Source organism: Caldifermentibacillus hisashii (genome assembly GCF_039654145.1).
In the GTDB taxonomy this organism is placed as follows: domain Bacteria; phylum Bacillota; class Bacilli; order Bacillales; family Caldibacillaceae; genus Caldifermentibacillus; species Caldifermentibacillus hisashii.
This window is the reverse complement of sequence record NZ_CP155467.1, coordinates 3236235-3248335: the sequence shown is the minus strand read 5'-3', so window position 1 is coordinate 3248335 and position 12101 is coordinate 3236235. Positions and strand designations below refer to the sequence as shown.

Annotated in this window: 12 protein-coding genes; 8 read left to right on the top strand and 4 right to left on the bottom strand. The window is 34.9% G+C overall.

Annotated elements, in window-relative coordinates; all coding sequences use genetic code 11:
• The first annotated feature begins 18 nt into the window (after window positions 1-18).
• Together NSQ14_RS15795 and NSQ14_RS15790 are read left to right on the top strand one after the other, a co-directional pair.
• Complete coding sequence (locus NSQ14_RS15795) at window positions 19-3096, top strand: amino acid adenylation domain-containing protein (RefSeq protein ID WP_341288557.1); 3078 nt, start codon at window positions 19-21, stop codon at window positions 3094-3096.
• 679 nt (window positions 3097-3775) lie between these two features.
• The gene (locus tag NSQ14_RS15790; RefSeq protein WP_346216575.1) at window positions 3776-4006 is read left to right on the top strand and encodes a hypothetical protein; all 231 of its coding nucleotides are present in this window, start codon (window positions 3776-3778) and stop codon (window positions 4004-4006) included.
• Here NSQ14_RS15790 and NSQ14_RS18925 read toward each other — a convergent pair.
• A complete protein-coding gene (locus NSQ14_RS18925; RefSeq protein ID WP_396234651.1) occupies window positions 3909-4124 on the bottom strand; it encodes an IS66 family transposase in 216 nt (71 codons plus the stop codon). The two genes, NSQ14_RS15790 and NSQ14_RS18925, sit on opposite strands and share 98 nt — an antisense overlap.
• Before the next feature lie 755 nt (window positions 4125-4879).
• Here NSQ14_RS18925 and NSQ14_RS15785 point away from each other — a divergent pair.
• From NSQ14_RS15785 to tnpC, 4 genes are all read left to right on the top strand, one after another.
• Window positions 4880-6097, top strand: a complete 1218-nt coding sequence (locus tag NSQ14_RS15785) for an MFS transporter (RefSeq protein ID WP_015863898.1) — start codon at window positions 4880-4882, stop codon at window positions 6095-6097.
• Window positions 6098-6484: 387 nt separating this feature from the next.
• Window positions 6485-6679 carry a hypothetical protein gene (locus tag NSQ14_RS15780; protein ID WP_041846703.1) on the top strand — a complete coding sequence of 65 codons (195 nt, stop codon included), beginning with the start codon at window positions 6485-6487 and terminating at the stop codon, window positions 6677-6679.
• Window positions 6676-7029 (top strand): IS66 family insertion sequence element accessory protein TnpB, encoded by a 354-nt coding sequence (gene tnpB / locus NSQ14_RS15775; RefSeq protein ID WP_041847042.1) that lies wholly within the window; start codon window positions 6676-6678, stop codon window positions 7027-7029. Before NSQ14_RS15780 ends, tnpB begins: the two co-directional genes overlap by 4 nt.
• A 90-nt stretch (window positions 7030-7119) precedes the next feature.
• Entirely contained in the window at window positions 7120-8691 is a 1572-nt protein-coding gene (gene tnpC, locus NSQ14_RS15770; protein WP_041847046.1) for an IS66 family transposase, read from the top strand.
• Window positions 8692-8763: 72 nt separating this feature from the next.
• Here the strand turns inward: tnpC and NSQ14_RS15765 are convergent, their stop codons facing one another.
• The 3 genes from NSQ14_RS15765 to NSQ14_RS15755 are packed head-to-tail and all read right to left on the bottom strand — an operon-like array spanning window position 8764 to window position 9446.
• Complete coding sequence (locus NSQ14_RS15765) at window positions 8764-9075, bottom strand: recombinase family protein (protein WP_341288555.1); 312 nt, start codon at window positions 9073-9075, stop codon at window positions 8764-8766.
• 6 nt (window positions 9076-9081) lie between these two features.
• Window positions 9082-9252 carry a hypothetical protein gene (locus tag NSQ14_RS15760; RefSeq protein WP_216408873.1) on the bottom strand — a complete coding sequence of 57 codons (171 nt, stop codon included), beginning with the start codon at window positions 9250-9252 and terminating at the stop codon, window positions 9082-9084.
• A gap of 59 nt (window positions 9253-9311) precedes the next feature.
• On the bottom strand, window positions 9312-9446 hold the full coding sequence (locus NSQ14_RS15755) for a hypothetical protein (protein WP_268235420.1): 135 nt from the start codon (window positions 9444-9446) through the stop codon (window positions 9312-9314).
• A 293-nt stretch (window positions 9447-9739) separates the two neighbouring features.
• Here NSQ14_RS15755 and istA point away from each other — a divergent pair, with 293 nt between their 5' ends.
• Together istA and istB are read left to right on the top strand one after the other, a co-directional pair.
• Entirely contained in the window at window positions 9740-11155 is a 1416-nt protein-coding gene (gene istA / locus NSQ14_RS15750) for an IS21 family transposase (protein ID WP_322107725.1), read from the top strand.
• Entirely contained in the window at window positions 11152-11877 is a 726-nt protein-coding gene (gene istB / locus NSQ14_RS15745; RefSeq protein WP_108897602.1) for an IS21-like element helper ATPase IstB, read from the top strand. The genes istA and istB overlap by 4 nt, the downstream gene beginning before the upstream one ends.
• Window positions 11878-12101 lie beyond the last annotated feature (224 nt).

The window sequence follows — 12101 nt, the reverse complement described above, 5'->3', positions numbered from 1 at the left end:
TAGTTAGGAGTGATTTGTTTGAGCAATGTTTTAGTAAAATTCAAAGATAGAGTTTCGCAAATACCTGAAGCTACAGCTATTATATACGAAGGTCAGGAAATGACTTATAAAGAATTAGATGAACTATCATCAAAATTGGCAAACTATTTACATGAAAATAATTATAGTAAAAATGCCTTTATTCCAATTTATATGCCTCCATGTCCTGAAATGATTATAAGTATTTTGGGAGTGTTAAAGGTAGGTGCTGCTTATCTACCTATATCTACAGAATATCCAGTTAATCGCATTAATATGCTACTAGAAGATTCAAATAGCCAAATAATTATAAAAAATACGAGTAATTTGTTAAATTTAAATGTTAAAGAAATTGATATTAGAAATATTATTACTTCAGATTACTCTGACTCATTCAATGAAATAGATGGCGAATTAGCTTATTTAATGTACACTTCTGGAAGTACAGGAAAGCCAAAGGGTGTTAGAGTTACGCATTCAAATTTAGAATATATACTAAATAACATGCAGAAATACTACCCGGTTTCTAGAGATGACAAGTATATTTTATCAACACCATTCACCTTTGATGTTTCAGTTGTTGAAATTTTTGGTTGGATTTACGGTGGGGGGGCTTTAGTAATACCAACACAAGAGAACTCACGTAATTTTAGAAAACTGGCTCATTTAATAGAAATTCATAAAGTAACACATATGGCACTCTCGCCTGCAATTCTAAATTTGATGCTAGATAAGTTAAATGAGGATGATATTGATAAATTAGATAGAAACCTTAAATATTTAATGGTAGCAGGTGAAGAGTTTAAAGTTTCCCTTGCTCATAAAGCTATTAAGTATTTAAAAAATGTTTGTATTGAAAATTTATATGGCCCAACTGAATGTACAGTATATGCAACGCGTTATAGAATTGATCGTAACTTTAATCGTCCAAGCGTTCCGATTGGAAAGGAACTCGATGGGGTGCAAATTAAAATTTTAGACTCTAACGGAATTGAGGTGCCGATAGGTACTCAGGGGGAGATGTATATTTCCGGTGAAGGAGTTGCTAAAGGATATTTGAACTTACCTAGTGTCAATAATGAAAAATTCTTATTTATAGATGGCAAAAGATATTATAAAACAGGAGATTATGCCAAAAGATTAAAAGACGGAAACATAGAGTTTATAGGAAGGAAAGACTATCAGGTTCAAATAAACGGGATTCGAGTAGAGTTAGGGGAGATTGAAGATATTATTTTGAAAGAAATAAAAGAAATAAACATGGTTAAGGTGTTATATAAAAACAATAAACTTTATTGCTTTTATCAAGGGCAAAAAGCAATCGTACCTGATGATATAAAGAAGACTTTGAAGAACTTTTTGCCTTCATATATGATTCCGAACTTTTATAAACAGATAGATGAATTTCCACTAACGATTAACAGAAAAATAGACACTAAGGCGCTTATGTCTTATTATGATGATACTGATGTTCTACAGAATGTTATTCAAGATGCTGTTACTGATACGCAAAAAAAAATCTTGAGTATATTTAAAGAAACTTTAAATGTAGATAGTGTTTCTTTATATGATAGCTTCTTTGATCTAGGTGGAGATTCATTAGATGTCATATCTGTGATTATAGAGTTAGAGAATTATTATAACATCAATTTAGATGAATCTGTGTTATATAACCACCAGAATGCTAGTGAACTAGCAAGTTATATAGAAAATATGTTAGAGCAGGAAAATGAAGTAACTAAAAAGGTTCAAAATACAATTGAAGATATTAACATCGATCATATAAAATCGCAAGTCTCTAGCTCATACTATAAGAATAATAAATTGTTAGGTACAATAGAGAAAGTTTATCCAGTATATTATCACCAAAAGAATTACATCAAAGACAATTTTAATAGTGTCATCGACATCAAAATTGACGTGAAAAAAGATTTTGAAATGGAAAAGGTTATTCAAGCATGTAAGGATATAATTCTATCTAATGAACTATTAAGGTCTGTAATTTCTGTGGAGAGTGAACAGATTGTATTTAAACAGGTTAAATTAGATATAGATAGTTATGAAATACCATTATTTGACCTGTCTGAATATTCTTATGATAGTGCAATCTCACTAGTTGACGAAATTACTAAGACTATGGCAGAAGTCGTCTTAAAAAATCCTTTGGATGAGCTGCTATACACTGTTACGATCTTTAAATTGCGTCAAAAGTACATTGTAGTGTTTGTGTTATCCCACAACATTGCAGATTTATCTAACAAACACATTTTGATTAAACAATTTATGAATTTATTAAACGGTCATAAATTAGAAAATAGACCGGAATATAAAGATTTCATAGAGTTTATGGATAGCAAAAACAAATTAGAGTATATTAGTAATTGTGATTACACAAAAAAACTTCTAAAAGTCAATAACAATAGAGTTAAAGTACAAAGTAGTGATGATTTATTAGTATTAAAGTTTAATTTTGACAATAAACTCAGAACAACATTCGATATAATAGATAAAATTAATTATATAAGTACTCAAATCCTATCTAGGGTTATTGGACAAAAAGAGTTCATCTATCAAACGATAGTTAACATAAGAAAATATAAAGATTTAGACTTCAGTAATTGTATCGGTGATTATCATACTTCGATGGTTCTTTTGGGAAAACCAGAGGAAACATTTGAGGAATTTAAAAATAGAATGGAAGAAGTTTATTCCATGTATAGAGATGGATTCAATCCAATTTATCTGTTCGCAAAAGGGTTTCCAAACATGAGCGAAACTCACAAAGATTTATACCATCTCTACGGTGTCAATCCTATTGCTAAGACAAACTACTTAGGAACAATTAAAAATGAGCAATTAAATGTCATGTTAGATTCATTAGAAGAAACGAGAAAAAACTTAAGTACTTTAAGAGATAATCCGTTTTTCATAACTTCTTTTTCAACAAAAGACCATATCTATATTGCGTTTTTAAACAAGCCAGTTAACTTAGATGAAAAAATATATAAAGATCTTAACGTATCTGAAGAACGCATCTTTAGTAGTACTAATACTTTAGATAAAACACCAATAAAATAGTAATGAAGACACAATAATTTGACTCTGCCTGTTTAAAGAGTAGTTGTCTGGTCCTTAGAAACAGGCAGAGTTAATAATATCCTAGTAACTATTCAGCTCACTACTATCTACTTTGCTAGAAGGCAGCACAAAAAGAGCGTTTTCTGTTTGAGAAAACACCCTGTCTAGGCGGAAGGAAATAGACAATCAACCATTACCTTCAAGCAGTTGCTGGAGAGTATCCCATACTCGTTTCTTCTGTTTTTTTGATGATTGAGATGATGATACGCATGAGACAAAAGACATGCACATCTTCTTCTCTGCGAAACGTGCCGGAAATATGCTGTTTGACTTTGGCCATCCGCAAATCCCGTTCTGCCTAGTTATTGTCAAACGGAACATCCGGGTCGTGAGGGAAGCGTAGCACTTCTGCTAGATATTCCTGCAGCCAACGATGCAGCTTTCTCGCTTCGTCGTGACCCTTTCCTTGTTGGTAAAGGAGGCGCTCATACATTCTTTCATACTGTCGGTTTCGTTCGCTGCTCAAGCATCTGCCGGCCTGCTCCACCTCCTGTTTCATCTCGAGCGAAAAATCCATTAGGTCTTTCGCTTACCATTGTTCATAGACCTCTCATAGCGCTTGAAGTTCACGGAGGAGATGGGCATTACATCATGCATGTTGGGCTTGGGAATACCGAAAATGCAGCTTCCGTGTGTCAGGCATCACCGTTCCCCTGTAACAGGTGGGGAAGACCAATATCCTTCATTGCTTACTTGCTCAGTTTTGGACGGCAGGCATACCACGCCGCCTGATTGTTGCTTGCAACATGAAGCTAGTGCCGTTTTCCCTTCAATCGGAAGCCCGTTTCATCGCCGTGAAGAACAGAAGAAACCAACAATACCACATGAAGAAGGGAACGAATGCCGGTAAAACATCTGTCAGCCTCTCGGTTGATCTTCACCAGCGTCCCTTCACTGACCCGATGACCAAAGACATCTTTGATCAGCTCTGCTGTCCGGCGGCAAGGAAGGAGTTGATATTGCGTCAGATAGACAAGCAGCGCTTTGACTCTTGATTCATATTATACAGGGCTAGTAACGTGGGCAGGAAACTCCATTGGTGAAAGCAATGGCAATAGGGACAAAACTTGACTTCGCACTCGTGCTGGGTGTCTTCCATCAACAGTGCTGGAAGATCCCATACTTGCCGAATAAGGCCCCGGTGGGCTGACGCCTGTTCAGGTGATACTCCTCATCCTTGGGATTGGGTCATCCGTTGCACGACGATATAGTGCGGATTTGCCACCTTTTGGGGGATATGCCTCCGATGTCTGGACTGTCCACTTTGGACGTTTGCCGGTTTTTTCGTAAGAAGGTTCAAAGACAAAACGGTTCGAAGAAGGTGGTAAATAGCTGTTCATACTGTTTTTTCGACCCGTGTTTGCAGCTGACGGATGCTATTTTCTTGTTGTTCTGTGCGTTGAAGCAGTCTTTCTACTAATTGTACAAACCGTCTCTAGCTCTTGTTGGTACACCGATAAAATTTGTTCCTCCTATCTACTCGTGATATCCCTAGTTTGGGTAGGGAATAGGGAGGTTTAAAACGCTTTCTTCTAACTTTCTCTAGTTGGAGGCTGAATAGTTACATATCCTATTGCTTAATAAAATAATAATAACGCAGAAAGATTTGTTTACCGATAGAGCGCAGCGAAGATTAGTGTATACGGTATTTTATTCAAACATCGGATGGCTGTTTAGAAAGCTTATACACTATATTCTATACTTATAAGACAAATAACTCATTATGGGTGATAGTATGCTTAGTAGAAATGAATTTTTGGTTTTTTTTGGTAACTCCATCTCCCAGCTAGGGAGTGTGATCTTTACAATGGCTTTGAACTGGTGGATTGTAGATATGACTGGTAGTGCAAAAATTTTAGGCGTTGTAACAGCTATTAGTTTAATTCCATCAGTATTCATTAATCTTTTTGGTGGAGTGGTTTCAGATCGTTTTAATAAAAGAAACATACTGATATTGATGGATATTATAGCTGGCTCAATGTGTATACTATTAGGTTTTTTTACAGATAATAATAGTGTGAACATTCCTTTAGTTATAGCAGTTAATATTGCACTGAGTATTTCCTTCTCATTGTTTTCGCCTACAATGAGAGCGATTATTCCTGAAATAATTGATGAGAATCGAATTAAAAAGATTAACTCCTATCTAACTACATCTTCAGAAATAATTAAAGTTTCAGGTCCTATAGTAGGTGCATGGCTACTTTCATTGGATTTTATTGGTATAAGCATGATATTCATAATTAATGGTGTTTCTTTTTTGATATCTGCCTTTATGGAATTTTTTATTAAATACAGTTATATTCAGTCTAATAAAGTAAAGTCATACTTTGAAGACTTTGTTGATGGCTTTAAGTATGTAAAAAGAGATCCATTATTGATAAGGTTACTTGTAGCAGTATCTTTAGTGAACTTTTTTATAGCAGGTTATAACATAATTTTACCTGTATTAGTTAATTCTTTATACAAAGATAGTAGTATTTATAGCTTAGCGCTATCATCGGAAGCATTAGGAGGAATTGTAGGAGCTTTCCTTTTAAGTTTTTCGAAAGGTAAAGCTCAGTTAGTTCATATTTCTAGAGAGTTAATTCTATGTGGCAGCGTTTTTCTTTTATTAATATTCTTTAGTAATCTCTATGTATTATATGGAGTAATCTTCTTCTTTGGTTTTTTCTTAACAAGATTTAATGTTCTTTTTTTCACCTATATACAAACTAATATTGATAAAATGCTATTAGGAAGGGTATTTTCCTTTATATTCACTATTGCGATAGTTTTTATGCCGATAGGGAATACGGTTTTCGGCTTTTTAGGCGATTATTTCTATGAAGGACTACTACCTATAATAGGAACAGGTATAGTTTTGAGCGTTATCCTACTATTCTTTAGTAAAAGTGCTTCAAAAGATAAGCACACCTACAAAGGGCGGATGGAGGCTTAAGTGTTTAGAATTCATTACTTGAAAACTATAATTACGTGGCAACATTAAGTTAATTGTTACTATGCAAAACTTTCATATTAAAATTTTCCGATAAGAATTCCTTCAGGGATTCTCATGATAGGACTATTGAAAAACGATTTTGTTCCTTGACAAAATCGTTTCAGACTGTTGACACAATGGGTTTCAGACATTCGTCCGAAACCCATTTTGCCCCATGAATGGAGTATGTTTTCAAGAAAAGTATGGGGAAGATAAGAAGCCATGTGAATGATAAGGAAGTACGGTGCTTTTTATTAGTGAATTGTAAGCCCCCATTCAAACAACGCATATAAATCAACAGCACCTCTTGTTAAAATTGACATATCAATCAAAGGAGGTGCTTTTCATATGCCAGAACAAAAATTAACAATTGTCCCCGTAACATTACATTCCGATACAGAAAATATTTCGAACATAAAACCAACTGTTTCCTCTTCAAATTCAACTTGTACGATTAAGTTTGGAAAAGTTGAAATCTCCTTTTTCAACGGTATAGATGAGCACATCATTCAAACGATCATGAGGGAGTTGAAAGATTTATGAGACACGATTATTCGAGTGTAAAAAATATCTATATCATTTGTGGAAAAACGGATATGAGAAAAGGAATAGATGGATTAGCAACACTCATTCAAGATTCCTTTGAACTGGATCCTTATGGTGATTCCATTTTCTTATTTTCTGGATGGAGTAAAGATCGTTATAAATGTTTATATTTTGACGGTGACGGCTTCGCCATGCTTTATAAGCGATTAGATAATGGAAAACTTCAATGGCCAAGAAACGAAAAGGAAGTACGAAATCTGTCACAACAAGAACTCCGCTGGTTATTAGAAGGATTATCCATTCAGCAGCCAAAAGCTATTCAACCTTCTCAAAAAGGGCAATTTTAAATCTATCAAAAAGTTGATTTAAAGCTGTATTTACTATGCTTAAAATGCTATACTAGAACTATCTTATTTGAATGAATGGTGGTGAATCTTTTGGTTAATGCTTCATCTAATAATCAGAATCAAAACGAGAAATTAATTCGACTTCTTAAAGAACAATTGGCTCATTCTAATCAACAGAATGAAGCATTGTCCAAACAGATTAAATCACTAACTGAGCAAGTTCGCTATTTAACAAAACTTTTATATGGATCGAAAACAGAGAAATCTAAATACAATACACTTGATGGACAAATATCATTATTTGACGATGACCCGTCTTTTAATGATTCTGAGCACACAGAAGAACAAAGCCAACAGACGATTTCTTATACTGTTGTACGCAAAGTTCAAAATAAAAAACGAAATGATTCATTACATGAAAATGTTGAAGTAAAGGCCATTCATTATCATCCGGAAAATACGATTTGTGATTGTTGTCAATGCCAAATGACTGAAATAGGTACGACAATCGTACGTGAAGAGGCTGAATTTATACCTGCAAGAATGGAAAAAGTTCAACATATTGAACATGCATATGAATGTAAAAACTGCAAAGCGGATTTATCTCAAAAGGCCCAAATTAAACGTGGCAAATCACCTCAACCTCCGATTCAACGAAGCATTGCTGGTCCGAGTGTACTTGCCAAAGTAATTTATGATAAATTTGTGCAATACTTGCCCCTTTACCGGCAGGTAAAGGAGTGGGAACGTTATGGCTTGAATACGAATGATAAAAACCTTTCTAATTGGGTTATTCGAGCATCACATGACTGGCTTTTGCCCGTATATGAGCGAATGAAGAATATAATGTTGGAGAAGTCCATTTTACACGTCGATGAGACTTATGGACAAATTATCAATCGGTCGGATGGAAAATCTGGCCAATCTAATGCTTATAACTGGGTTTTTCGAAGTGTGCCCTGTCAAGGTCCGGCTATCGTTCTGTTTCACAGCTCATTATCACGATCACGATCCGTTCTTGAAGGATTCATTGAAGATTATTCGGGAACGATTGTCTGTGATGGGTATTCAGCCTATGACAAAATTGAAGGGATTACCTTCGCTAATTGCTGGGCCCATGTAAGACGTTATTGGTTAAAAGCAGACAGTAAAAACGGACGAATTGGTGTAAAATATTGCGATGAATTATTTCGTCTTGAAAGGGAATTTAAACACTTATCCCCAAGTAAACGAAGAAAAAAACGCCAAAAGCACTCGAAACCGTTAGTTGATGAATTTCTTGCCTGGGTTGAAAACTCACCATTCTACGGAAAAAATGCGCTCGCTAAAGCAGCTGAATACACGCTAAATCGAGCGAATGGACTAAAAGCATTCTTGGATGATGGACGAATAGAAATTGATAACAATCCCGCTGAGAATGCCATCCGTCCGAATGTAATTGGTCGAAAAAATTGGTTATTTTCCGTAAGTGAAGCTGGTGCGAAAGCAAACGCAATCTGTCTAAGTATCGCAGAAACAGCTAAAGCGAATGGAGTAGATTTCTACCAGTATCTAGTGAAGTTACTGAGAGACCTACCAAATTTAGATATTCATAGAAACCCAGAAATTATAAACAACTATTTGCCTTGGTCAAAAACGATCCAAGCAGAATGTGTAAAATAACCGTAAATCTGATTAAAAAATCATGGTTTTACGGTTATTTGTAGTACGTACCGTGAAGGTACGTTTATTTTTTTATTTCGGGCTTACGAAGTTTCGAGCTAAACGATCTCGACTGTAAACGATGACAGTCTTTACTTTTTTCTGCTGTATTAGCATTCGGAGTTTTTGTAATCCTGAACGCTCCTCCATTGCTAATTTATTCGCTGAAACATTATCATCTTTTAACCAAATCACTTTATCTAAATCAATCCGATTATTATGAATATAAGATTCAGCAAGTAGAATCTGCTTTTGAATGTCCTGCTGAGCTGTACTTACCCTGCTATAAACCGCAATAAAATCTTCATAGTATTTATTGGGTTCATAATATTGGTGTGATTCCATGAGAGTCTACTCCTTTTCTACAATTTTATTACTTTCTTCAAGAAGGAAACCCTTCATTTTTGGCTGTAATTCAAGCTGATCGATTAAAACTTTTTCAATTAGCCGTTTCATAAAATAATATGATTCCTCTTGTAAATCTTCATTAAAAGAAACTTTTACTATATCTTTTCGAGACATAAATACTCCTCCCGTCAAAGCCTTTATTAAAAGGATTGACGGGAGGGAAAGGTTTTAAACTATTTATGTTGTTTATCCAAATCTAAATCCATTTGCAATTGATATTCGTAATTTGTTTGTTTCGGTGATTCAATGAACACTTTTGTCTTAATGGGAACCCCTAACTCTTTCAGTAGATCGAGCAGGTTTGACATTGTAATTTTGAACCTCCTTTCCATAGAACAAGATAAATCGTTCAATGATGCTTTTAGAGATTCCGACCTTTTCAGAGCTTTTTAATATCTTGTTAAGAAATTGTTTTTCTGTTTCTTGTTTGCTTATAGATTGTGTATGGCAAAATAAAAGTGCAGAGCTTTGCAAAGGAAAAATGCAGAGTCCTGCACTAAATTTTTGTGCATAAACAAAAAAAGACTTGCCAGTCACCCCAAGTCCCACTACAGTAATTGTGTCAAGCAATTGGTAGTGGAGGTAAGAAAGGATGCTAGCAATGTCTGATATTAATTGTATCAAACATTTAAGAAATAACAAAGGTTTATCTATTTCAGAAATACAAAGAACAATGGGAATTAATTGGCGAACAGCTAAGAAGTATGCGGATGAAGATCAACTCCCTAAACAGAAATCATTTAAAAAGAAAGGGATGATGTATGAGGAAAAGTGGGGAGTAATTGTTTCAGATTGGCTTTTTGAGGATTTAAAGTTAAGGAAAAAATTAAGAAGAACAAAGAAACAAATATTTGAAGAACTAAAGAAAATGGGTTTCCAAGGTTCTTATCGTACTGTTTGTTACTTTATCTCTGAATGGATGAATACTCACCAAGAAGAAAAGGATAAAGGGTATGAAAGATTAGAACATCCTCCGGGTGAAGCTCAAGTAGACTTTGGAGTAATGGAAGCTGTACAAGATGGAGAAATTGTGGATATTCATGCTTTAGTTATGACGTTTCCTCATAGTAATGCTGGATTTGCAGTACCGTTACCAGCTGAAAATCAAGAATGCTTCTTACATGGTCTCAATATTCTTTTTAAACAGGTTGGGGGAGTACCTAAAAGGATAAGAATCGATAATTTGACCCCCGCTGTGAAGAAAAAAAGGACAAAAAATGAAGAAGCACAATTAACTGATGAATTTGTTCAATTTCAGAATTATTATGGCTTTGATGTGCAGGTATGCAATCCAAGAAGTGGCCATGAAAAAGGAAATGTTGAGAATAAAGTTGGATATATACGCTATAACTTTTTTACTTCAGCTCCAATAATGGACAGCTATGAGGGTTTAACTGATCAATTATTTCATAAATTAGAGGCGGACAGAAATAGAATTCATTATGCCAAAAACGTACGTATTGAGGACTTATGGCAGGAAGAACGGGATTATCTTCTAGCATTACCGGAAAAGCCCTATCCTGTATTTAAAGAGCATCTTGTTAAAGTAAACAAATATAATGAAGTGAAAGTGGATCAGACGTTGGTTCATGTCCCTAAGGGTGGCAACTATAGTCAATTACAAATGATATTAACATGGGATCAATTAAAGATTGTTTCACCTAATGGGGAGATATTATTGGATGACTATCGGCCATATATGAAAAAGCGAAAAGCTTTACCATGGCTTTCAATAATTAAAACATGGATTCATAAACCAAGGGTTGTAGAATATTCGCGCTATAATAAGTATTTACCGGGAAGAATTAAAGAATTTTTGTTGGTAGATAATTTAATTATTCGACGAAAACGATTAGAAGCTCTAGCTAGTTTATTAGTTTCTCATGACATGAAGAAGATTAATGAAGAGTTCTATGAATTAATTGCACAGGATAAGCTACCTAGTGATAATAATCCTTATGAAGTGGACTGGAGTAAATACGATTCATTAACTCCTAGAGAGGAGGCTGTCAATTGAAACAGGACATTAAAGAATTGTGTAAGTCATTGAGGTTAGCTTATGTTGCGGATGTATACGAGCAAATACCGTTTGAAACTCCGGAACAATTCTTGTATAGGCTACTTAAGGAGGAAATAAGATTAAGAGAAAAAGCGAGAGCGATCCGCTTGATAAAAAAGGCGAAGTTCTTAGATAAAAAGAGTTTACATGATTACGAGTGGACCGAACAACTTCGGTTCCCTCCTCACTTAACCAAAGAGGATTTGTGTAGCCTACAATTTATTGAGAATCGAGAAAATGTAGTTTTAGTTGGTTCACCCGGGACAGGGAAGACTCATTTAGCCACAGGACTAGGGAGAAAAGCTTGTGAACTAGGTTTTGAGGTTCGTTTTTACCGTGTTGCCCACCTAGTTGAGGAATTAGAGCAAGCTTTACGTAACAACCGTTTATCAGCATTTAGAAAACGGATGGAGAAGGTTGATTTGGTCATTTTAGATGAAATGGGATACTTACCATTTAGTAAAGAAGGAGCTGAATTATTATTCCAAATTATATCGGAGTTTTATGAACAGAAAAGCGTAATTATTACATCTAACTTAGAATTTAGTCAATGGAACCGGATCTTTACAGATTCTCGATTAACAGCAGCGTTAGTGGACAGGCTAATTCATCACGCCCATATCATCTCTTTTCATGGCGAGAGCTATAGACTGTCCCACGCATTGTCGAAAAGGAATTAAATGGGTGGCAAACCTCTGCATTTTTAATTGCATTTCTCTGCACTTTTCTATTGCAAAATACATAGATCATCCCTCCATTAAAAAACGCGGCACATGGTGTTATCCCGAAAGACAACATCATGTAACCGCGGTTTTCGCTTATTATGGTTACTTCTATTTGCTTTTGAACAAATCGGTTAATCAGAGATCATTATAGCTTCAGAATTAAGGATTTTAAGAGGGAA

Excerpts from the sequence above, each read along its gene's own strand:
- NSQ14_RS15790 (WP_346216575.1), top strand. The coding sequence starts at position 3,776 with ATGCAGCTTCCGTGTGTCAGGCATCACCGTTCCCCTGTAACAGGTGGG.
- NSQ14_RS15785 (WP_015863898.1), top strand. The coding sequence starts at position 4,880 with ATGGGTGATAGTATGCTTAGTAGAAATGAATTTTTGGTTTTTTTTGGT.
- NSQ14_RS15780 (WP_041846703.1), top strand. The coding sequence starts at position 6,485 with ATGCCAGAACAAAAATTAACAATTGTCCCCGTAACATTACATTCCGAT.
- tnpB (WP_041847042.1), top strand. The coding sequence starts at position 6,676 with ATGAGACACGATTATTCGAGTGTAAAAAATATCTATATCATTTGTGGA.
- NSQ14_RS15765 (WP_341288555.1), bottom strand. The coding sequence starts at position 9,075 with ATGGAATCACACCAATATTATGAACCCAATAAATACTATGAAGATTTT.
- NSQ14_RS15760 (WP_216408873.1), bottom strand. The coding sequence starts at position 9,252 with ATGTCTCGAAAAGATATAGTAAAAGTTTCTTTTAATGAAGATTTACAA.
- NSQ14_RS15755 (WP_268235420.1), bottom strand. The coding sequence starts at position 9,446 with ATGTCAAACCTGCTCGATCTACTGAAAGAGTTAGGGGTTCCCATTAAG.
- istA (WP_322107725.1), top strand. The coding sequence starts at position 9,740 with ATGTCTGATATTAATTGTATCAAACATTTAAGAAATAACAAAGGTTTA.